This window comes from Empedobacter stercoris, from assembly GCF_020281205.1.
In the GTDB taxonomy this organism is placed as follows: Bacteria; Bacteroidota; Bacteroidia; order Flavobacteriales; family Weeksellaceae; genus Empedobacter; species Empedobacter stercoris.
Map to the genome: position 1 here is coordinate 46,914 of NZ_JACXZC010000013.1, position 22,385 is coordinate 69,298.

19 protein-coding genes are annotated in these 22,385 nt (G+C 31.8%); 17 read left to right on the plus strand and 2 right to left on the minus strand.

Features of this window, described 5'->3' with window-relative positions; translation table 11 throughout:
• The first annotated feature begins 19 nt into the window (after window positions 1-19).
• A complete protein-coding gene (gene pyk, locus IF125_RS07825; protein ID WP_171622971.1) occupies window positions 20-1,462 on the plus strand; it encodes a pyruvate kinase in 1,443 nt (480 codons plus the stop codon).
• Between the two features lie 75 nt (window positions 1,463-1,537).
• Here the strand turns inward: pyk and IF125_RS07830 are convergent, their stop codons facing one another.
• Window positions 1,538-1,747 (minus strand): hypothetical protein, encoded by a 210-nt coding sequence (locus tag IF125_RS07830; protein WP_225542096.1) that lies wholly within the window; start codon window positions 1,745-1,747, stop codon window positions 1,538-1,540.
• A 23-nt stretch (window positions 1,748-1,770) separates the two neighbouring features.
• Window positions 1,771-4,932 carry a GEVED domain-containing protein gene (locus IF125_RS07835; RefSeq protein ID WP_225542097.1) on the minus strand — a complete coding sequence of 1,054 codons (3,162 nt, stop codon included), beginning with the start codon at window positions 4,930-4,932 and terminating at the stop codon, window positions 1,771-1,773.
• Window positions 4,933-5,249: 317 nt separating this feature from the next.
• Here IF125_RS07835 and IF125_RS07840 point away from each other — a divergent pair, with 317 nt between their 5' ends.
• From IF125_RS07840 to IF125_RS07915, 16 genes are all read left to right on the plus strand, one after another.
• A complete protein-coding gene (locus IF125_RS07840; protein ID WP_225542098.1) occupies window positions 5,250-6,242 on the plus strand; it encodes a mannose-1-phosphate guanylyltransferase in 993 nt (330 codons plus the stop codon).
• Window positions 6,243-6,343: 101 nt separating this feature from the next.
• Window positions 6,344-6,763, plus strand: a complete 420-nt coding sequence (locus IF125_RS07845; protein ID WP_171622975.1) for an adenylyltransferase/cytidyltransferase family protein — start codon at window positions 6,344-6,346, stop codon at window positions 6,761-6,763.
• A complete protein-coding gene (locus IF125_RS07850; RefSeq protein WP_225542099.1) occupies window positions 6,763-7,779 on the plus strand; it encodes an NAD-dependent epimerase/dehydratase family protein in 1,017 nt (338 codons plus the stop codon). Before IF125_RS07845 ends, IF125_RS07850 begins: the two co-directional genes overlap by 1 nt.
• Window positions 7,779-9,122, plus strand: coding sequence for a nucleotide sugar dehydrogenase (locus IF125_RS07855; RefSeq protein WP_225542100.1), 1,344 nt, complete (start codon window positions 7,779-7,781; stop codon window positions 9,120-9,122). Before IF125_RS07850 ends, IF125_RS07855 begins: the two co-directional genes overlap by 1 nt.
• The gene (gene rfbC / locus IF125_RS07860) at window positions 9,122-9,697 is read left to right on the plus strand and encodes a dTDP-4-dehydrorhamnose 3,5-epimerase (protein WP_225542101.1); all 576 of its coding nucleotides are present in this window, start codon (window positions 9,122-9,124) and stop codon (window positions 9,695-9,697) included. The genes IF125_RS07855 and rfbC overlap by 1 nt, the downstream gene beginning before the upstream one ends.
• A gap of 112 nt (window positions 9,698-9,809) precedes the next feature.
• Window positions 9,810-10,172, plus strand: coding sequence for a four helix bundle protein (locus tag IF125_RS07865; RefSeq protein ID WP_038335987.1), 363 nt, complete (start codon window positions 9,810-9,812; stop codon window positions 10,170-10,172).
• Between the two features lie 389 nt (window positions 10,173-10,561).
• Window positions 10,562-11,422, plus strand: coding sequence for a glucose-1-phosphate thymidylyltransferase RfbA (gene rfbA, locus IF125_RS07870; RefSeq protein WP_225542102.1), 861 nt, complete (start codon window positions 10,562-10,564; stop codon window positions 11,420-11,422).
• A 20-nt stretch (window positions 11,423-11,442) separates the two neighbouring features.
• A complete protein-coding gene (locus IF125_RS07875) occupies window positions 11,443-12,411 on the plus strand; it encodes an SDR family oxidoreductase (RefSeq protein WP_225542103.1) in 969 nt (322 codons plus the stop codon).
• 233 nt (window positions 12,412-12,644) lie between these two features.
• Complete coding sequence (locus IF125_RS07880) at window positions 12,645-13,988, plus strand: nucleotide sugar dehydrogenase (RefSeq protein WP_225542104.1); 1,344 nt, start codon at window positions 12,645-12,647, stop codon at window positions 13,986-13,988.
• Window positions 13,989-13,995: 7 nt separating this feature from the next.
• On the plus strand, window positions 13,996-15,519 hold the full coding sequence (locus IF125_RS07885; RefSeq protein ID WP_225542105.1) for an oligosaccharide flippase family protein: 1,524 nt from the start codon (window positions 13,996-13,998) through the stop codon (window positions 15,517-15,519).
• A gap of 4 nt (window positions 15,520-15,523) precedes the next feature.
• Window positions 15,524-16,639, plus strand: a complete 1,116-nt coding sequence (locus tag IF125_RS07890) for a polysaccharide pyruvyl transferase family protein (RefSeq protein ID WP_225542106.1) — start codon at window positions 15,524-15,526, stop codon at window positions 16,637-16,639.
• A gap of 9 nt (window positions 16,640-16,648) precedes the next feature.
• Window positions 16,649-17,746, plus strand: coding sequence for an EpsG family protein (locus IF125_RS07895; RefSeq protein ID WP_225542107.1), 1,098 nt, complete (start codon window positions 16,649-16,651; stop codon window positions 17,744-17,746).
• A gap of 2 nt (window positions 17,747-17,748) precedes the next feature.
• Window positions 17,749-18,642: a glycosyltransferase family 2 protein gene (locus IF125_RS07900; protein ID WP_225542108.1), complete on the plus strand. Its 894-nt coding sequence runs from the start codon at window positions 17,749-17,751 to the stop codon at window positions 18,640-18,642.
• Window positions 18,643-19,749: a glycosyltransferase family 1 protein gene (locus IF125_RS07905; protein ID WP_225542109.1), complete on the plus strand. Its 1,107-nt coding sequence runs from the start codon at window positions 18,643-18,645 to the stop codon at window positions 19,747-19,749.
• Window positions 19,750-19,755: 6 nt separating this feature from the next.
• Window positions 19,756-21,138 carry a phenylacetate--CoA ligase family protein gene (locus IF125_RS07910; protein ID WP_225542110.1) on the plus strand — a complete coding sequence of 461 codons (1,383 nt, stop codon included), beginning with the start codon at window positions 19,756-19,758 and terminating at the stop codon, window positions 21,136-21,138.
• The gene (locus IF125_RS07915) at window positions 21,138-22,379 is read left to right on the plus strand and encodes a glycosyltransferase family 4 protein (protein ID WP_225542111.1); all 1,242 of its coding nucleotides are present in this window, start codon (window positions 21,138-21,140) and stop codon (window positions 22,377-22,379) included. Before IF125_RS07910 ends, IF125_RS07915 begins: the two co-directional genes overlap by 1 nt.
• Window positions 22,380-22,385: the final 6 nt, after the last annotated feature.

A 22,385-nucleotide genomic window follows, 5' to 3' on the forward strand; every position in this document is an offset into this window, starting at 1 on the left:
CATAAAAAAAGGGAAAAATATGATTTACGATAAACAATTTCTTAAAAAGACGAAAATTGTTGCAACATTAGGTCCAGCAACTGATAGTCCAGAAATTATTCTAGAAATGATGAAAAAGGGAACAGATGTGTTCCGTATCAACTTTTCGCACGCCGATTATGCGGATGTGAAACGTAAGATAGAAATCATTCATCAATTAAATAACGATCACGGATACAATACAGCAGTATTAGCGGATTTACAAGGTCCAAAATTGCGTATTGGGAAAATGGAACATGAAGATTTTGTCATCAATCCAGGAGAAATTTTAACTTTCACCAATGAAGATGTTGTAGGAACAAAAGAGAAAGTTTTTATGACCTACCAAAAGTTTGCTCAAGACGTACAAGTGGGTGAAAACATCTTGATTGATGACGGAAAATTAATCTTAAAAGTTATCGAGACAAATGGGACAGATACTGTAAAAGCTGAAACAATACAAGGAGGACCATTGCGTTCTAAAAAGGGAGTTAATTTACCAAATACAAATATTTCTTTACCAGCTTTAACGGAAAAAGATAAAGAAGATGCAAAGTTCGCAATCGAAAATCGTGTCGATTGGTTTGCATTATCTTTTGTTCGTTCGGGACAAGATGTAAAAGATTTATCTGATTTTATCAAAGAACATGGCACACTAAAAATTCCAATTATTTCTAAAATTGAAAAGCCTGAGGCTTTAGAAAATATTAAAGATATTTTAGAGTTTTCGGATGGATTAATGGTTGCTCGTGGGGATTTAGGAGTTGAGGTTCCGTTTGAAATTGTTCCAAAAGCACAGAAACAATTAATTGACAAAGCAAAACTAGCACGTAAACCAGTTATTGTAGCAACTCAAATGATGGAAACCATGATTTCGAGTTTAACGCCAACTCGTGCCGAAGTTTCTGACGTTGCAAATGCCGTTTTTGATGGAGCAGATGCGGTTATGTTATCAGGTGAAACATCTGTAGGTCAATACCCTGTTCAAGTAATTGAGAAAATGACGAAAATTCTTCAGACTGTTGAAGATGATGAGCACGTACATGTACCAGAACACAAACCAAAAGTTAAAAACGAACGTTTTGTAACCGATATGGTTTGTTACAATGCAGCTAAAATGGCAGAAGATACAGGAGCAAAAGCAATTGCAACGTTGACATATTCTGGTTATACAGCTTTTCAAATTTCTTCTCATCGTCCAAATTCTTTTATTTTGGTGTTTAATCCAAGTAAACGAATCAACCGTATGTTGAATTTGTTATGGGGGGTAAAATCAATTAATTACGATCCTCGCGATACATCTACGGATCAAACGGTAACAGAGGTAAATATCTTAGCGAAGAATGCAGGTTATGTAGAATATGGTGATTACATCATCAATTTGAATGCTATGCCAGCGTTTGAAAAAGGAATTACCAATACACTACGTATTTCAATGATTTAAGATTCAAAAGAAATTTAATATAAAAATCCTGCTCAATTGAGCAGGATTTTTTTGCATTAAAAAATAGTTGAACAATTATCGAATGACTTTTATTGATTTGTTTCTGAAATAAATTAATCCAGCACCAGCAGCTATAATTAGTAATAGATAGGCTGAGTCGTTAATTCGTGCAGCAGGAGTATCGGGATCATCTACAGTTGCAATACTGTTGGATTGTGTTTGTGATGAAAAGAAGGATACTTCCTCTCCGTCATTAGCGAACATAAATGGCGAAACGGAAAACATTGCGATTAAAATAAATTTTCTCATTAGAATATAGTTTTTAATGTTGTTGTTTTAGAATCTGATGTTGTTACTTTGATTAATAACACTTGGTTGTTTTTCTTTAATTCTGATAACACAAGTCGATTGTTCGATGATTGTTTAGCGATAACTTTTCTACCAGTTATATCATAAACTTCTACAAAAGTGATTTTTTTTTGAGAGGTTAAAACAAGGGTGTTATTTGTATTGTACACGACAACATCTTGTTTTGATAAATCTGATGTAGATAAGGTTTTGTTTTGATAAATGATTTCAAAACGATCGTTGTAAATACCTTGTTGAGCATCAAATGTGTAATGATCTTTTGTTAAATCAACCACTTGGTGAAGTTCTTTATCTCTTAAATAAATCGCTTGATCCTCAAAATTTTCTGTGCTATTTAATTTGATGGTATAAGGTGCGCTTTCTTTTGCTTCGAACCCTAATTGTACCGTATCTTCTGTTGTGAATGGTGCACGTCCTTGAATCACATATTTTTCAGGAGTTCCTTCGATGATAGAAAATAATGTAGAGCCGTTGAACATTTTGTTCAATTTAGCATCAATTTGATGGTCAAAACCATTTGTAGCATCTTGCATATAAGTTACTAAAATTTGATTTTTAGCTTGTGCTCCTTCAAACAAATCTAATCTCACACGTTTTGTATCTTCTTCATTTTTATGGAAAATAACTTCTTTGTCATCCCATCCTGTAAAACCATTGTGTAAGTATATATTTGTTGGATTGTTTGTTATTTCTACAAAAAATCCTTGTCCAATAGCAATATTTCCATTAGGAATTTTTCCTCCTGCAGCAGCTTGTACACCACCTGCTCTCGTATAAGAAGAGTAGTTGTTGCTCGCGTAGCCATTTGTTGTAAGTGGAGATTCTTGCGTCCAGAAGTACAAGGCAGAAATATCAGAATTTGTATTTAAAATACGATTCGCATATATAGGAGCAGGATAAGGATTACCAATTAGGTTGTATCCCAAATTATTTTTTGTTACAGGAATAGAAAATAACCCTGTATTTAATTCACCAACAAATTTTCCGATATGTTTTTTACCTGGCTTTGTTGTAGGGAAATCTGAACCTACTCGAATATGGTATCCTTTTCCAGCTTCAAAATTATAGCTTGCAGGATTTTCTAAGTTTCCATTCGGATACAATGGATCTTCGATAAATAAACTTGCAAATTTGTTCGTTGTTTCATTGTATTTGTAGAACCTCTTTAACAATGTATTTGGAGAAAATTCTCTCAGGTTCTGATTTTTAACAGGCGATGACCACAATGCAGCATCATTAAAAATCATAGGTGAACTTTCTTGGATTATTGTGAATTCACCACTTGCAGAAATATTATTTCCCCATTGTAATAATCCACTGTTATTTCCTGTTACCACGAATTTATCAGCAGACAATTTATTTTCGATGATTGGTGAGATAATTGCACCATAATTATTAATTGTAACAGATCCACTTTCTAAAGTAAATTTATTAGTTGTGATTCTATTGCTTTGATCGATGACTAAATCACCTCTAACAATCGCTTCTTTTGTTAGTGTTGGTTCTCCTACAGACCAAGAAGTTCCATTCCAAACTGTAGACGTAGCTTCTTTTACAATGATAGTAAAATCTTCTACTTGGCCAGCTACTCGAGAGTCACAAGCTCCGTAAGTTATATGTTGATATCCATTGTATATATTAGATAAATCCCCAACAACTCTCATTCTAAGTGGAGTGTTTTTCTTAGTAGTGGTTGGTATAGTAATCGTTGTTGATAAATTTGTAATATTTCCAAGTAATTCATGATTAGATAAAACAACTTCATCTGCATCAAAAATACCATCTCCATTATAATCTATATAAATATAAACTTTTCTTCTGTTAGGATTGGTACTTGTTGTTATATTTAATTGATAGTTTTGACCTTCTGTAACCTCTGTAATATAAGCAGAGGTTATATTGTTACTTTTTGTAAAATCATTGTGTAGATTATAAATTATTCCTTTTTTAGAGATTGTATTAAACTCTATTTGATTAAAACGTATATGACCGGAACCTCCTGTTACTTCACAAGCTTCTACAGGAATATTACTTGTTCCATCTGCTGGTGTTAAAGCAAGTGAGGTAAGAAACGAAGATCTAAAGAAATAGATAGCATCTAATGCTCTGTCTCCTTGTCCAGGAGTAAAACGATCGAGGTTTATGCCGTAATTCATCATGTTAACCAACGTATGGTCAAATGGAGTATTAGAACAGTCGTTAATGGTTTGGTTAATTGTGGGATATGTTTTGTATTGATTAAAAGAGTTATTTGGGTCTCCAAAAAATAAACCGCTTCTTATGTTTTGAGTATCTTCTATGTCATCGTTTGTTAGGCTACCGCAATTTACTCCATTTCCATCTCCACCATTAAAAGGATGTGCGACATTAAATGCATGCATCATTTCATGTGCAAAAGTAGTATCTCTATTGTTGATTGTTACATGGTAAAGCATTACAGATAAATCTAAACTTCCACCAGGGTAATATGCAAAACCTGCTGTATAAGCACCTGTTGTATTTGATTGATTTACCCCATCAATCATATTTGTTATGTATATATTGTAATATGAATTAGAATTCCAATTATAAGTGTCATTTAAATATTGATTCGTTAGTCCTTTTCCATTAACACCATAATTAACGTAGACAGAATTATTAGAAAGATCGTGAGTAACAATACCATTAGTTGCTGTATTGCTAGGTGTTCGTTTTGCTAAAACTAACCGAACAGGTAAAGTAGTACCTCCAGCTTCAGGTCCTTTTATATCACTTGCCGTTCCATCAAAAATAGAATTTGCACGAGCAATCCAATTTTTTACTTGTACTTCGGTAGGTATATATTTTCCTGTACCATCATCAAGTATGTGAACAACGGTAGGAATTTCAATTATTTGATTTGCTTTTAGTTGTTTTTGACCTTTTAACTCAGATTTTCTAAAATTAAGAAATTCGGCTTGTTTAGTTTCATATATCTTTTTTAGTTCAGGATTTTGTCTAAATATTTCTTCTTGAACTTCATCTGCGCTACAAGTCCATGTAGGAGAGTTTTGCGCATTTACATTAACATTCGATAGGAGAAATAATGATAATAATTTAAAATAGAGTAATTTTTTGCTCATTTATTAAGTGTTTGATATTTAGTGCAAATTTTAAACTAAGTTATATAATAAGAAAGTAAACGTAGGGTAGTTGTGAATCCTAAAAAGAGTAGTTTTAAATGAAATAAGGTAGTGTAATGGGTAGTAGGACGATCAAAATACGATTAATCATTTATTTTATGCATGTTGTGATTTAATCGTAAATTCCGAAAAAATGAAAAATAAAATAGTGACTATAAATACGTTGATGTTTTGAAGAGGTAAAAGAGTGGTGAGTTTGATTTTTTTTAATCGTAAGTAGATTTTCTTATCTTTGTAAGTTCGAATTAGAAGAATTTATGTGTATTTATAATGTGATCTTATCTGGTGGTGTTGGGAGTAGACTTTGGCCACTTTCACGAAAAAGTCATCCAAAACAATATTTACCTCTGTTTAATGAGCAATCTTTATTTGAGTTAACGATTCAGCGCAATCTTCCTATTGCAGATAAGTTGATGGTCATAGGAAACAAGGATAACGATCATTTGAGTCAAGAAGTGCTCGATAAAATGAAAGTTGAATACACAAAAATTGTAGAGGCTGTCCCTCGCAATACAGCAGCGGCAATTGCGTTTGCAGCTTTGGCGGTTGACGAAGATGATCTATTGATTGTGACTCCTTCTGATCATTTGATCGAAGATACAGCAGCTTATCAAGAAGCGATGAATAGAGCAATCGATTTAGCACAGAATGACCATATTGTAACCTTTGGGGTGCATCCAACACGTCCAGAAACAGGTTATGGTTATATCGAACACAAAGGAGACACTGTGTTATCGTTTCGTGAAAAACCAAATCATATTACCGCACAAGATTTTATCGAGCAAGGTAATTTTTTGTGGAACAGTGGAATGTTTTGTTTCAAAGCAAAAGTGTTGCTAAAAGAGTTGAAGAAGTTTGAAAAAGAAATTTATGAAACTTCTGTCGAGGCTTGGAACGAAAATAAAAATGGTGAATTAAGTGAAGAGCTTTCAATGAAAATTCCATCAAATAGCATCGACTATGCCGTGATGGAACGAAGCAAGAAAATAAAAGTTGTTCCTGCAAAATTTATTTGGAACGATTTGGGGTCTTTCGAATCGTTGTATGATTATTTTATCATGAACGGACATACTGTGGATCGAAATGGAAATATGATTATCGGAACAGAAGTGTACACCTCTTTTGTGGGGTTGCAAAATTGCATTTTTGTCCATACTCCAACAGCAAATTTAATTTTACAAAAAGAGTATTCGCAAGAAGTGAAAAATGTTTACACCCATTTAGAAAAAAGAAATTCAGAATTGATATAAGTGTAAGTCTCTCAAATTTGAGAGACTTTTTTTATTGTACAATTCCTTAACAATAATTCAAAATATTACCTAAATTTGTCTTTCCAACAATAGTATTATAAATGACAACTGGAATTACTTTCGGAATATTTGACTTACTTCATGCAGGACATGTGATGATGCTCGAAGAAGCTAAACGACAATGCGATTATTTGATTGTAGGTCTTAATACAGATCCTGCAGCAGTAGACCCTTCCAAAAATAGCCCAACACAATCTATCGTAGAACGCTATATACAGTTAGAAGGATGTCGTTATGTGGACGAAATTATTCCATACGAAACAGAACAAGATTTGTTTGACATGTTAAGTGCTTTGCCCGTAAATGTTAGAATTATAGGCGAAGAATACCGAAACATTGACTTTACAGGAAAACAATATTGTTTAGATAATAATATTCAGATTTACTACAATAAGCGTACGCATCGTTTCTCAAGTTCAGGATTAAGAAAAGTGGTCGCAACCTCCGAAAAAGAGAAGTAATGAAAACAGTACTTATAACTGGCGTAGCTGGTTTCATAGGTTATCATTTAGCTGAAAAACTAATCGAAAAAGATATTCAAGTTGTTGGAATTGATAATATCAACGATTATTATGACGTTCAGTTAAAATATGATCGATTACACGAATTAGGAATTTCTCAAGAATTTGCATCACATTTTAATCAAAAGGTCGCCTCTTCTAAGCATGAAGAGAACATGATTTTCTATCGAATGAATTTGGAAGATAAACTCGAACTTTCTGAGTTATTTGATAAATATTCTTTTGATGTCGTGATTAATTTGGCTGCTCAAGCAGGAGTACGTTACAGTATCGAAAACCCAGATGCCTACGGACAAAGCAATTTGGTTGGTTTCTTGAATATATTAGAATGTTGTCGTCATCATCAGGTGAAGAAATTGCTTTATGCAAGTAGTTCAAGCATTTATGGAAACTCGTCTGATGTTCCTTTTACTACAGAACAAGCTGTCGATCATCCCATTAGTTTATACGCAGCAACGAAAAAAGCAAACGAATTAATGGCGCATGCTTACAGTCATTTGTACAATATTCAAACAATAGGCTTACGATTTTTTACCGTTTATGGCCCATGGGGAAGACCAGATATGGCGATGTTTTTATTTACGAAAGCCATCTTAAATCATCAACCTGTGAAAGTGTTTAATCACGGCGATTTATCACGAGATTTCACCTATATCGATGATATTATTCAAGGAATAACGAAAATACTTGAAGACAAACAAACAAACGAAACCTACCAGTTATACAATATAGGAAATAGCAAGCCTGTTCAGTTGATGGATTTTATCAAAGAAGTAGAGAAATCAACAGGAGAACAAGCTATTTTAGAAATGTACCCTATGCAAGCGGGAGATGTCAATCAAACATGGGCGGATGTCCAAGAGTTGAAAGATAAATTTGGCTACAATCCATCTTATCCAGTGGACAAAGGCGTGTCTAATTTTGTACAATGGTATAGAAAATATTACAAGATATAATGAATCAACAACATAAAATAGCAATTATCGGTTTAGGATACGTAGGTTTACCTTTAGCACGGTTATTTGCAACAAAATACCCTGTTGTTGGGTTTGATATTCATCAGCAACGAATTGTTGAATTAAACAATGGAATAGATTCAACTTTAGAGGTAGAGAATGAGGTGTTACAAAATGTTTTAGTCAATAATAATCCCTTTATTTGTCTCCCTGAGCTTGTCGAAGGAATTCAAAATGGATTATTTTGCTCATCAAACATAGAAGATATCAAAGATGCATCAATCTACATTGTAACGGTTCCAACTCCTGTAGATAAGAATAATCGACCAGACTTGACTCCTTTGAAAAAAGCTTCGGAAACGGTAGGTAAAGTGTTGAAACCAAATGATATTGTTATTTATGAATCTACGGTTTATCCAGGTGTTACAGAAGAAGAATGTATTCCAGTATTGGAACATTCTTCGGGATTGAAGTTTAACCAAGATTTTTATGCGGGATATTCACCAGAGCGAATTAATCCAGGAGACAAAAAGCATACGGTTGAAAAGATCTTGAAGGTTACCTCAGGTTCTACTCCAGAAATAGGAAAAATTGTAGACGATTTATATCGTTCAGTAATCGTTGCAGGTACACATTTGGCACCAACCATAAAAGTGGCAGAAGCATCAAAGGTGATTGAGAATTCGCAACGTGATATTAACATTGCTTTTATCAATGAATTATCGAAGATTTTTTCTTTGATGGACATTGATACCAATGATGTATTAGAAGCTGCAGGTACTAAATGGAATTTTTTACCATTCAAACCAGGGCTTGTAGGCGGTCATTGTATTGGTGTTGATCCTTTTTATTTGGCACAAAAAGCACAAGAAATAGGTTATTATTCTGAGCTGATATTAGCAGCAAGACGACTAAATGACTCGATGGGAGTATTTGTTGCCTCTCAGATTGTTAAATTGTTAATAAACAATGATATCAAAGTTAAAGGAGCTAAAGTTCTAAATTTAGGAATTACCTTTAAAGAAAATTGCCCCGATATACGAAATTCAAAAGCAATTGATGTGATTCATGCTTTAGAAGAATATGGAATAGAGGTGACAACGTTAGACCCTTGGGCTAACCCAGATGAGGTAAACCATGAATACGGAATAACTTTTTGTAATACATTGGATCAGGTTTTCCAGTTCACCAGTTCACCAGTTCACCAATTCGACGCCATTATCTTGACTGTTTCACACGACGAATTTTTAAATCTTCAGTTAACTGATTATTTAAAAGAAAACGGAGTGATTTATGATGTAAAAGGGGCTTTGCCTAAAGAAAAAGTAAATAAAAGACTGTAATGAAAGCAACAGAGTCAAAATTAAAAGGTTGTTTTATTTTAGAACCAACTGTTTTTGAAGATTCGAGAGGGTATTTCTTCGAATCGTATAACGAAGGAAAGTTGGAAGAAATTTTGGGATACAAACCAACTTTTGTACAAGATAATCAGTCTCGTTCGTCTTATGGCGTTGTTCGTGGGTTGCACATGCAAGCAGGAGAGTACGCACAAGCAAAATTAGTACGTGTAGTAGAAGGAGCTGTGCTTGATGTCGCAGTAGATGTACGTCCAGGTTCAGAAACCTATGGACAAGCTGTCGCAGTAGAATTATCAGCAGAAAATAAAAAACAATTGTTTATTCCGAGAGGCTTTTTACATGGTTTTTCGGTGATTTCAGAAACAGCAACATTTTTCTATAAATGCGATAATGGGTACAACAAAGCGTCTGAAGATGGCGTGTATCCTTTAGACATCGAACTGAATATAGATTGGCAAATTCCAACAGATAAAATGATAATTTCTGAAAAGGATCAAGAAGCACAGTCGTTTGGAGAGTTTAAGGTGAAGAAGTTAACAAGTGAAGAAGTGAACAAGTGAAGAGGTTACAAGTTTACAAGTTCACAAGTTTACAAGTTTACACGTTTACAAGTTCACATGATCACAAGTTTACACGTTCACACGTTCACAAGTTTCACATAAAATACAATAGATGAAGAGCCATAAGGATTTATTAGTATATCAGAAATCATTAGATCTGGTCACAAATATTTATTCTATTACAGATTGCTTCCCAAAAGAAGAGCAATTTGGTTTGACAAACCAATTAAGAAGAGCATCAGTATCTGTCCCTTCTAATATTGCGGAAGGAGCTGGAAGAAAAAGTAAAAAAGAATTTATTCATTTTTTGTACATCGCTTTAGGCTCATTGAATGAAATTGAAACACAATTAGAAATATCTAAAAGATTAAATTATATAAGTAATTTAGATGATTTTGATACACAATTTTTACACATCAAAAGAATGCTCTTAAAATTAATCGAATCATTGAAAAGGGATATTGAAGAAGGTTAACAAGTGAAGAAGGTTAACAAGTGAAGAAGTTAACAAGTGAAGAAGTTAACAAGTGAAGAAGTTAACAAGTGAAGAAGTTAACAAGTGAAGAAGTGAAGGAGTTTACAAGTTCACATGATCACAAGTTTACACGTTTACAAGTTCACAAGTTTACCCGTTTACAAGTTCACAAGTTCACATGATCACAAGTTTACACGTTTACAAGTTCACAAGTTTACATGATCACACGTTCACACGTTTACAAGTTCACAAGTTTACAAGTTCACAAGTTCACACGTTTACAAGTTCACACGTTTACAAGTTCACAAGTTTACACGTTCACATGATCACAAGTTTACAAGTTTACAAGTTCACTCTTTCACCCTTTAACCATCTAACAAGAAAAAAACATGAAAGGAATAATATTAGCAGGAGGATCAGGAACGCGATTACATCCATTGACGTTGGCTGTAAGTAAGCAATTGATGCCGGTATATGATAAACCAATGATTTATTACCCTTTGTCAACCTTAATGTTGGCAGGGATTAACGAAATTTTGATTATTTCTACGCCTCACGATTTACCTCATTTCGAAAAATTATTAGGCGACGGCTCTCAAATCGGATGTAAATTTTCGTATAAAGAACAACCAAGTCCAGATGGATTGGCACAAGCCTTTATTTTGGGAGAAGAATTTATTGGAAATGATAAAGTAGCCTTAATCTTGGGTGACAATATATTTTACGCTTCTGGAATGTCTAAATTATTACAAGATTCAGCAGATCCAGATGGTGGCTTGGTTTTTGCTTATCAGGTGAGCGATCCCGAACGATACGGAGTAGTTGAATTTAACGAGCAAAATGAAGTTGTTTCAATTGAAGAAAAACCAACTGAACCCAAGTCAAATTATGCCGTTCCAGGTTTGTATTTCTATGACAATGATGTGGTAGAAATTGCAAAAAATATAAAACCATCGCCAAGAGGAGAATTAGAGATCACAGATATCAATGCCGAATACTTGAAAAGAGGAAAGTTGAAAGTTGGTGTTTTCGATCGTGGTACAGCTTGGTTGGATACTGGAACAATCAATTCATTGATGCAAGCTGGTCAATTTGTTCAAGTCATCGAAGAACGTCAAGGAATGAAAATAGGAGCTATAGAAGAAGTGGCGTATCGTATGGGATACATTACAAAAGAAGAATTAATGAATATTGCAGAACCACTAAAGAAAAGTGGGTACGGCGAATATTTGATGAAAATAATAAAATAATTTAAAGACATAATAGTGTTATGAAACATATATTAATCACAGGAGGAGCTGGATTTATCGGGTCTAATCTTACAGAATATTTTTTAGGAAAGGACTATAAAGTAACATGCCTAGATAATTTTGCAACTGGTCATCGTCATAATATAGAACCTTTTTTTTCAAATCCTAACTATACATTAATCGAAGGAGATATCCGTGACTTAGAAACTTGTCAAAAAGCAGTGGATGGTGTTGATTATATTTTACATCAAGCAGCTTTAGGATCAGTACCTCGTTCTATTAATGATCCAATAACTTCGAATGAGGTGAATGTTTCAGGTTTTTTAAATATGTTGGTAGCAGCTCGTGATGCTGGAGTTAAGCGTTTTGTCTATGCAGCTTCTTCATCAACGTATGGAGATTCAGAAAACTTACCAAAAGTTGAAGACATAATTGGAAAACCACTATCTCCTTATGCAATTACTAAATATGTGAACGAGTTATATGCCGATATTTTTTCTAAAACCTACGGATTATCTTGTATAGGCTTACGTTATTTCAATGTGTTTGGACGACGTCAAGATCCAAACGGAGCTTATGCAGCTGTGATTCCTTTATTTGTGAAACAATTTATGAATCATGAATCTCCAAAAATAAATGGAACAGGAGATTATTCAAGAGATTTTACGTACATTGACAATGTCATTCAGATGAACGAACGTGCGATGTTAACAGAAAATGAAGAAGCAACAAATACCGTTTACAACACAGCAGTAGGAGATCGAACAACCTTAAACGATTTAGTGAGATATTTACGTGAATATTTAAGCGAATACGATGCTGATATTGCAACTGTAGAAGCAATTCATGGACCAAATCGTGTTGGAGATATTCCTCATTCACTAGCATCTATAGAGAAAGCGAAAACATTATTAGGGTATCAACCAACACATACAATAGACAAAGGCTTGAAAGAAGCTGTAAAATGGTATTGGGATAATTTGAAATAAAGAATAAGAGAATAAGTGAAAAGGTGAAGAGGTGAAGAGGTGAAGAGGTGAAGGAGTTAACAAGTGAAGAAGTGAAGGAGTAAAAAAGTTACACGTTTACAAGTTCACAGTTTTACAGGTTCACAAGTTCACAATTTACAAGTGAAGAAGTGAAGAAGTTACAAGTTTACACGTTTACAAGTTCACAGGTTTACACGTTCACACATTTACACGATTAATCATAAAATAAACACATGAATACACAACACAAAATAGCAGTTATCGGTTTAGGGTACGTAGGTTTACCTTTAGCACGATTATTTGCAACAAAATTTCCAACAGTAGGATTTGATATCAATCAAAAACGTATCAACGAATTAAATCAAGGACGCGACTTAACATTAGAGGTTTCTGATGAAGTATTACAATCAGTTTTAGTAACTGAGAATCCAATTTTATCTAAACAATTAAACAATTCATCAGTTCAACTAACCACTGGTTTATATTGTTCTTCAAATTTAGACGACATCCAAGATGCCAATGTGTACGTAGTAACCGTTCCAACACCTGTAGATAAGCACAACCGTCCAGATTTAACGCCTTTATATAAATCGTCTGAAACTGTTGGGAAAGTTTTATCAAAAGGTGATATTGTGATTTATGAATCAACTGTTTATCCAGGAGTAACAGAAGAAGAATGTATTCCTGTTTTGGAAAAAGTATCTGGTCTTAAATTCAATAAAGATTTCTTTGCAGGCTATTCTCCAGAACGTATCAATCCAGGAGATAAAGAACATACAGTAGAAAAAATATTAAAAGTAACTTCAGGTTCTACTCCAGAAATAGGAGTTATTGTAAATGATATTTACAAATCAGTGATTGTTGCAGGAACGCATTTAGCTCCAACAATTAAAGTTGCGGAAGCAGCTAAAGTAATTGAAAACTCGCAACGCGATATCAATATTGCTTTTGTGAACGAATTGGCAAAAATTTTCAATTTATTAGAGATCGATACACATGCAGTTTTAGAAGCGGCAGGAACTAAATGGAATTTCTTGCCTTTCAAACCAGGATTAGTAGGAGGACACTGTATAGGTGTTGATCCATATTACTTGGCACAAAAAGCACAAGAAAAAGGATATCATCCAGAAATTATCTTGGCGGGTCGTCGTTTAAACGATTCGATGGGTGAGTATGTAGCTTCGCAAGTGGTGAAAACCATGATCAAAAAAGGGATTAAAGTAAACGGCGCAAAAGTCTTGAATTTGGGTATTACCTTCAAAGAAAATTGTCCCGATGTACGCAACACCAAAGCAGTAGATGTCATCCAGGCCTTAGAAGATTATGCTTTAGAGGTCGTGACTTATGACCCTTGGGCAAACCCAGCAGAAGTACAACATGAGTATGGAATTTCTTCTACAGATTCGTTAGAACAAGTTCACAAGTTCACAAGTTCACAAGCTCACTTTTTTGATGCCATCATCCTAACTGTTGCCCATAAGGAATTTTTAAACTTAGACTTAAGTCAATACCTGAAAGAAGGGGGAATGGTATATGATGTGAAGGGTATTTTAGAACAAGCGGATAATAGATTGTAGATTTATAATGGTAAGCAATAGATATCAGACAAAAATTAATTTGATTTATAACATAATAACTTTTGTTATAAATGCATTAATAGGATTAGTATTACCAACTTTTTTAATAAGCAAATTAGGGGTTTCTACTTATTCATTAATTCCTTTATCGATGTCGATTACTTCATTCATGGTATTGGTTACAATTTCAATAAATGGAACTTTATCCAGGTATTTATCATTAGATTTTGAAAAAAATAAAGATGATGTCAATAAAACCTTTTCGACATCCTTTTTTTTATTGTTAGGATTATTTTTAATATTGATACCGTTTGCTGTATACTTTTTATTAGATCCTCAAAAGTTTTTAAATATTGAAAATAAAGATTTGAATGATGCAAAAACGTTATTTTTATTTACAATTATAGCATTTGTAATGAATTCGTTTGCATCCTTGTATAATAGTATTCCTTATGTAAGAAACAGAATAGATTTAAGAAATATTGCATTGATTATAAATAGATTAGGTATTGTTGTTTTTATTGTTATTCTATTTATAGTAGGTTTTATTAATGTACAGGCTTATGGAATAGCTGTGTTTCTAGCTACATTTTTATCTTTATTTTATAGTATTAAAACGGCTAAAAAAATATTTCCTGAACTATCAATAAGGTTTCGTTTTTTTGATAAGCGCCAATTAATCCGTATTTCAAAGTTAGGCTTTTGGTTAATTATAAATCAAATAGGAGTTCTCTTATTTTTGCAGACAGATATTATTATTGTAAATAAAATTTTAGGAGCAAAACAATCTGGTATATATGGAACTTTGGTACAATGGAGTTTTTTGGTAAGAACAATAGTAGGTATGTTAGCAGGAGTTTTAGGACCATTAGTTTTAAGCTTATACGCAAAAAATAAAATAAACGAGCTCATTAATCTAACTAAATTTTCAACAAAGGTTTTAGGGATTTTTTCTTCAATTATTGCAATTACAATTGTATATTTCTCTAAAGATATTTTAGGTGTTTGGTTAGGGAAAGAGTTTCAAGAGTATTATAAAGTACTTATTTTAATTGTTTTTCATTTAGGTTTTAATAACGGATATAGTTCTGTTATTAATTTGAACATAGCCTATAATAAAGCTAAAGTGCCTGGATTTGTTACGATAATAACAGGAGGATTAAATATTCTTTTAGGTATATTATTATTAAAATATACTGACCTTGGATTAATAGGTATTGGTATTGCTGGTTTTGTAAGTTTGACCATAAAGAATTTAATTTTTACTCCTTTATATTTGTCATATATCATGCAATTAGATATGAAAACTTATTTAAAGCCGATTGTCCCTTCTTTAATCATTACTTTAATAGGGGTAATTGTAACTATTCTGATGCCGTCATCATTTTTAAATATTAGCGGTTATATTTCATTAGGATTTTACGGAGGGATATTTATTTTAATTGTTTCTATAAGTTCATGGTTTCTATTTTTTAACCAATCTGAAAAACAGCAATTAAAAAGGTTAGCTTTTAGTAAATTAAAAAAATAAAAAAATGAATAAAATTATATACAGTGGATTTTATGGTTTCCAAAACTCCGGTGATGATGTGTTTTTAGAAACGACAGCTTGGGCAACCAAAAATTTGATGAATGAGATGTCTCCTGTATATTTCGGAAATAATTTACCTCAATTGGTTAATCCATATACAGAGTATTCTAAAGCTAATTTTAAAGGACACGATAGGTTAATCGCTGCTTATGAGTTAAGAAATGCTGCTTATTTTATTTCAGCAGGAGGTTCAACCTTTTCCAGACATAAAAAAAACAGTTATAAAGAAATTGCTGAATACGTCAAAAAGTATTACAATAAAAAACTGAAAACAGGGGCGATAGGAGTATCAATAGGCCCTTTTAAAACAAAGGAAGACGAGTATAATGTTCAGGAGTATTTAAAAAGAATGAATTTTCTTGCAGTTAGAGATCGCCGTTCTTTTGAATATGTGAATGCATTGAATCTCCCTTATAAGCCAGTTGAAGCATTTGATTTAGCCGCACTTTTACCAGAGGTTTATAAAGACATTCCTTTTAATAAAGAGCACAATTTTGAGAATAAAAAAATCATAGGGATAAGTATATGTCCGGTTGAGTCGATTACAAATAAAAATTTTATAGAGAAAGAAGAGCAAAGAAATAGAAAAATTCAAGAATTAATCAAAAAGCTGAATTCATTACATGACAACTTGATTTTCAGATTCTTTATTATTAATGGACATAAAAATATTGGGGATGAAAATCTAACAAAAAAAATGATTGAGAATCTGGGTATACACAATTACGAAATTGTGCCTTACCAAAATAAAGTTTACGATATTTGGGCTAGTATAAAAAACTGCGACTTTATGATTGCAACTAGACTTCATGCAGCAATAATGGCAGCTTATGCGGATGTTCCGTTTATTTTGAACGAATATCATCAAAAATGTACTGATTTTGTAAAAGATATCGGACAAAATGAAGCGTTTATAGTAGGTGACGCGGATTATAATTTTAACAATTTAATAAGTTCTATTTCAGGCATACTCTTGGAAGAAAGTAAATACAATTTAACAAATAAAGAAGAAACTCAACAATTATCTCTAAAAAATTTTAGTTTTATTAATCAATATTAGAAATTTCAAATGTTAGAAAATAAATATGAAATACTATTTAATTTAAGGTATAACTTTATTTACTATATAACAGCTTTTATTACGCTCATATTTGTTGTTGAATTTTATTTAAAAAATAGAACTTACACTAAAATACAATATTATTTTTTAGCGATTTTATTACTTGTTATTACATTCTTTTTTGGAACAAGAGGTGAATATGTTGGTACAGATACAGTTAACAATATAAAATATTTTACTGGAAGAGTAGTTATTTCTGATTTAAGCAGTTTAAATGATATTGGCTTATTTTCATTATCTATGTTTTTAGCTAAATTTTCCGATAATATTAATTTTTTTTTAACTGCCGCAGCTTTTATATATCTAGCACCTATTTTATTAGCTATTCATAATTTACAGTTACGTAATCCTTTAATTTTCTTTTTTTGTTTGTTAAGTATGTTCTATTTTAAAGGAATGGGTATTAATATACAAAAACAAGGAATAGCATTTTCATTTTTTATATGTGGTATTTCATACTTATTTAATAATAAGAAAATAATAGGCTATAGTTTATTTGCTGTAGCTTTTATTTTCCATGCTTCCATAATCATTCCGATAACTGTGTTTTTTCTATCATTTGAAGTAAAAAAAATAAATTGGGTTTTTGTAGTTTATATCATAACAACATTACTTTCTTTAATAAATTTTAATTTAAATAGTATTTTATCTAACATCCCTATTGTAAATATTTTAACTGAATCTCGACTTGACACTTATTATATAGATAAAGGTAATTATAAAATAGGCTTTAGACCAGAATTTTGGTTATTTAATACTATTTTTACCATGATAGGCTATATTACGTTAAAGAATATAGATAAATTTAATTCTGTTTTTTTGAGTAAAAATTATAAAGTTTTTTTTGTTGCTTATGTGTTGTTAAGTAGCTTTTTCTTTTTAATGTTCTCTGCCAGATTTAGTGATCGTTTTGGTTTAATGTCTTGGGTATTTATTCCGTTACTATTATTGCCATATACACAAATTAGATATAATTTAAAATATTTAAATACCCTAACAATCTTTCTTATTTCAGTTTTTTTATTCATAGCTTTTAAATTTATTTAATTATGATAACCGTATTTACACCTACATATAACAGAGCCAACACCTTAGAAAAATTATACCATTCGTTACTTTATCAAACGTATAAAAATTTCGAATGGGTAATTGTGGACGACGGAAGCCAAGACAATACAGAAGAAATTATTAATAAATGGTGTAATGAAAATAAAATTACAATCAACTATCACAGACAACTAAACGGAGGCAAGCACCGGGCTATAAACAAAGGATTAGATCTTGCCAAAGGCGAACTTTTTTTTATGGTGGATAGTGATGATTACTTAACCAAGGATTCTTTAGAAACAATTAATACCTATAATAATACCTATTCAAACGAAAATATTATTGGTTTTGCGTTTCGAAGAAAATATTCGGATGATGTTGTAATTGGTAATAATTTTCCGCAAAAAGCGTTTATTTCAAATCATATAAAAAAAACATATTTTTTAAATGTTAAAGGGGATTTAGCAGAAGTTATTAAGACCGATGTGTTTAGAAAATTTAAATTTCCAAATTTTGAGAATGAAAAATTTTGTGCAGAAGGACTGGTATGGAATAGACTTTCTAATGAGCATAGGATTTTATTTGTTGATGAAGCAATATATGTATGTGAATACCAATACGATGGATTGTCATTTAATAGTATCAGAAATAGAAGATTAAGTTCTAATTATACTTTACTATTCTATTCTGAATTAGAAAAACAAAAATTACCATTTAAAATTAAAATACGAACATTAATTAATTTTTGGCGATTTGCATTTTTTAACAACAAACAATTCTTTGATAAATTAAATATGTTAGACAATAAACTACTGGCTTTATTGGTATTACCAATAGGATTTATATTAAAAATAAAAGATGATTATAATGACAATGTAAAAATTAATAACAGATAAATGGAAAAACCTATAAGAATATTGCATGTTGTTACAATCATGAATTTAGGAGGCATTGAAACCTTTCTTATGAGTTTGTATAGAAATATTGACAAAAATAAAATTCAATTTGATTTTTTGGTTCATCGTAATGAAAAAGGATTTTTTGATGAAGAAATTATAGAGATGGGGGGAAATATTTATAATTTGGAGCCTTTAAAACCCTTGAAAATATTTTCCTACACCAAATCATTAACTAAATTCTTAAGAAAATCAAATTACAACATTATCCATTCCCATCTCAATGCTAATAGTGCTATTGTTTTAGGTGTTGCAAAAAATGCAGGAATTAAATGTAGAATTTCTCATAGCCATGCTAATACAAGTACAAATGGTGTAAAAGGATTAATTAAAAATTTCAATAAGTTATTTATTAATTACACCTCAACCGTTCGTATTGCCTGTTCTGTTGATGCCGGTATTTGGCTCTATGGTAATAATTCGGAATTTACAGTTTTAAAAAATGCTATTAATTTTGATAATTTTCAATATAATAAATTATTAAGGGAATCTAAAAGACAAGAGCTAGAGATAAATCTAAATGAGAAATTATTAGGTTATGTGGGTAGCTTTAATTATTTAAAAAATCATAAATTTTTAATTGAAGTATTTAAAAACTTATGTGACTTAAATAAAAATTATAAATTATTATTAATAGGAAATGGACCATTAGAACAACTTATTAAGGAAAAGGTTATTGAATACAAATTAGAAAGTAAAGTAATTTTTCTAGGGAGTATTAAGAATGCAAATGAATATTTAAGCGCGATGGATTTGTTTTTATTCCCTTCCTTATCAGAGGGGTTAGGGATTGTTGGTATTGAAGCGCAAACCAATGGTTTACCAATTCTTATAAATGAATCTTTGCCAAAAGAAATAGAAATTACGGATAATGTGTATAGATTACCTATCAATTCAGGTGCTGAAAAATGGGTTGCTAAAATAGAAGAATTATCCAACACACCTATAGATCGTTCATCGGTTAGAGAAAGAGTTAAAAATAGTGGATATGATATCAAGCAATTAGCTCTTTATATAGAAAAACTCTATTTAGATAATAATAATTAAAATTTCATGAAAGAAAAACTCTATAAAATAGCTCCCAACTTTATGCAGAATCTGTTAGTATTTTTGTACAATAAAAAAGCGTATAAAATAAGATATGGAGGAGAGTATAATAAATTCCGTAAAGAAAAAAAACAAAATAGAAATTGGTCGTTGGACAAATTAAAAAAATACCAACAAGAGAGGTATGCAAAACTAATAGCGTTTGCTATTGAACACTCTCCGTATTATAAAGAAACATTGGGCAAAATACCGAATGTTACGGACATCAATAATATAAGGCAATTGCCAATTGTTAATAAAGAAACTTTACGAACAAATATACAAGATATTGTTGCCAAAACAGAGGAAAAGTTAACCAAGTCAAAGACAGGAGGAACAACAGGTAAGTCATTAGAAGTACAAAACTTTCATCGTAACAATCAAGAGCGTTTTGCTTTTTTAGATGATTTCAGATCTCGTTTCGGCTATGAGTTGGGAAAAAAGACAGCATGGTTTTCTGGAAAAAGTCTTTTGACTGATAGAGATATAAAAGCCAATCGTTTTTGGAAAACAGATTTTGTTCATCATGTAAGATACTATTCTACTTTTCATATGAAAGAAGAATATCTTAAATTCTATGTAGAAGATTTGATTAAATATGCACCTGAATATTTAGTGGGTTTTCCTTCAACCATGTTCGAAATAGCAAAGTATGGTATCAGGAATAAGTATGATTTCCCAAGCAATACGATTAAAGCAGTTTTTCCTACAGCAGAAACTATTACAGAAGAATCACGCAAGACAATAGAAACATTTTTCAAAACGAAACTGTATAATCAATATGCTTCTTCAGAAGGTGCTCCTTTTATTTTTGAATGTGAAAATGGTAATCTACATTTAGAATTGCAAAGTGGTGTTTTTGAAGTGTTAGATGAGAATGACCAACCGACTAATACAGGGAGATTAGTAGTAACCAGTTTTACAAATGAGGGTACACCTCTAATCCGATACGATATCGGAGATAGTATCACATTGGAAGATGAATCCAAAACTTGTACTTGTGGTAATCATAATCCAATAGTGAAAGAAATTTTAGGTCGAATTGATGATTATATTTATTCTCCTGAAAATGGAAAAATAAATTTAGGAAATATTTCCAATACATTAAAAGATACGAAAGGCATTGTACGTTTTCAGGTTATTCAAGATTCGTTAGATTCTTTGATAATTTTAGTGATTAAAGATGAAAATGACTATTCCCAGTCAATAGAAAGTAAATTCATCCAAAATTGGAGAGATAGAATTGGAGAGAAAATGAATTTGGAAATAAAGTATGTAACCGATATTCCAGTGGAAGCAAGTGGAAAATATAGAATTGTTAAAAATAATATCAAACATTTGCTAAACTAATGAATAAACCAAAACTCATCCGTATCACCACCATACCGCTTTCGTTGAAAGTATTATTACGGGGGCAGCTAAAATTCATGTCCAATCATTTTGAAGTAGTAGGGGTTTCTTCTAATGGCAAAGAGTTAGAAGAAGTGAAGAATGAAGAGGGGATAGCAGTTGTACCAATTGAAATGTCACGTCAAATAACACCTATACAAGACATTAAATCTCTATGGAATACCTATCAATTTCTAAAAAAAGAGAAACCTTCCATTGTACACACGCATACCCCAAAAGCAGGTATTGTTGGAATGTTAGCTGCAAAGTTAGCAGGTGTACCTATTCGTTTGCATACGGTGGCAGGCTTACCTTTAATGGAAGCCACAGGAAGCAAACGTAAAATTTTAGATGTTGTTGAAAAGTTAACCTATTCTTCAGCAACAAAAGTCTATCCGAATTCCCAAGGATTGTATGATTTTATTTTACAAAATAAGTATACATCAGCTGATAAATTAAAAGTAATTGGAGAAGGTTCGTCCAATGGTATTGATACCAATCATTTTAGTCCAAATCAAATTTCGGAAGAAAAAACAGAAAAGTTAAAAATAGAACTCAATATAAAAACAGAGGATTTTGTTTTCGTTTTTGTTGGTCGTTTAGTGGGGGATAAAGGAATTAATGAGTTAGTTGAAGCATTTCAGAAACTAGGTACTGGAAATCAGGAATCAGAAACTCTAGTCTCTAATCCCAAATCTCTAGTTTCTAGTTCCCAGTCTCTAGTCTCTAGTAAAGTCCCTAAACTCTTATTGGTTGGTCCACTTGAAACAGAATTGGATCCATTAAAGGAGGAAACATTAAAAGAAATCAAAACAAACCCTAACATAATCAGTGTAGGTTTTCAAAAAGACGTGCGTCCTTATTTTGCAATAAGTAATGCGTTGGTTTTTCCAAGTTATCGCGAAGGATTTCCGAATGTAGTGATGCAGGCAGGAGCAATGGAATTGCCAAGTATTGTATCAGATATAAATGGATGTAACGAGATTATTGTAGAAGGAAAGAATGGAACAATCATTCCAGTGAAAAATGTTGAGGCTTTACAACAAGCGATGAAAAAAATGATTTTGGACAAACTGTTTTACGAACAATTACAAAAGAACGCTCGTCCTATGATTCAATCTCGTTATGAACAGCAAGTTGTTTGGAATGCAATATTAGATGAGTATAATTTATTAATTAAAGAACAAGGAACAAGGAAGTAGAAATTT

What these genes read in the sequence shown, in the direction of transcription:
- IF125_RS07855 (WP_225542100.1), top strand. Translation starts at nt 7,779, where the DNA reads ATGAATCAACAACATAAAATAGCAATTATCGGTTTAGGATACGTAGGT.
- IF125_RS07840 (WP_225542098.1), top strand. Translation starts at nt 5,250, where the DNA reads ATGTGTATTTATAATGTGATCTTATCTGGTGGTGTTGGGAGTAGACTT.
- IF125_RS07865 (WP_038335987.1), top strand. Translation starts at nt 9,810, where the DNA reads ATGAAGAGCCATAAGGATTTATTAGTATATCAGAAATCATTAGATCTG.
- pyk (WP_171622971.1), top strand. Translation starts at nt 20, where the DNA reads ATGATTTACGATAAACAATTTCTTAAAAAGACGAAAATTGTTGCAACA.
- IF125_RS07845 (WP_171622975.1), top strand. Translation starts at nt 6,344, where the DNA reads ATGACAACTGGAATTACTTTCGGAATATTTGACTTACTTCATGCAGGA.
- IF125_RS07890 (WP_225542106.1), top strand. Translation starts at nt 15,524, where the DNA reads ATGAATAAAATTATATACAGTGGATTTTATGGTTTCCAAAACTCCGGT.
- IF125_RS07880 (WP_225542104.1), top strand. Translation starts at nt 12,645, where the DNA reads ATGAATACACAACACAAAATAGCAGTTATCGGTTTAGGGTACGTAGGT.
- IF125_RS07915 (WP_225542111.1), top strand. Translation starts at nt 21,138, where the DNA reads ATGAATAAACCAAAACTCATCCGTATCACCACCATACCGCTTTCGTTG.
- IF125_RS07910 (WP_225542110.1), top strand. Translation starts at nt 19,756, where the DNA reads ATGAAAGAAAAACTCTATAAAATAGCTCCCAACTTTATGCAGAATCTG.
- IF125_RS07900 (WP_225542108.1), top strand. Translation starts at nt 17,749, where the DNA reads ATGATAACCGTATTTACACCTACATATAACAGAGCCAACACCTTAGAA.
- rfbA (WP_225542102.1), top strand. Translation starts at nt 10,562, where the DNA reads ATGAAAGGAATAATATTAGCAGGAGGATCAGGAACGCGATTACATCCA.
- IF125_RS07885 (WP_225542105.1), top strand. Translation starts at nt 13,996, where the DNA reads ATGGTAAGCAATAGATATCAGACAAAAATTAATTTGATTTATAACATA.
- IF125_RS07835 (WP_225542097.1), bottom strand. Translation starts at nt 4,932, where the DNA reads ATGAGCAAAAAATTACTCTATTTTAAATTATTATCATTATTTCTCCTA.
- rfbC (WP_225542101.1), top strand. Translation starts at nt 9,122, where the DNA reads ATGAAAGCAACAGAGTCAAAATTAAAAGGTTGTTTTATTTTAGAACCA.
- IF125_RS07905 (WP_225542109.1), top strand. Translation starts at nt 18,643, where the DNA reads ATGGAAAAACCTATAAGAATATTGCATGTTGTTACAATCATGAATTTA.
- IF125_RS07830 (WP_225542096.1), bottom strand. Translation starts at nt 1,747, where the DNA reads ATGTTTTCCGTTTCGCCATTTATGTTCGCTAATGACGGAGAGGAAGTA.
- IF125_RS07850 (WP_225542099.1), top strand. Translation starts at nt 6,763, where the DNA reads ATGAAAACAGTACTTATAACTGGCGTAGCTGGTTTCATAGGTTATCAT.
- IF125_RS07875 (WP_225542103.1), top strand. Translation starts at nt 11,443, where the DNA reads ATGAAACATATATTAATCACAGGAGGAGCTGGATTTATCGGGTCTAAT.
- IF125_RS07895 (WP_225542107.1), top strand. Translation starts at nt 16,649, where the DNA reads ATGTTAGAAAATAAATATGAAATACTATTTAATTTAAGGTATAACTTT.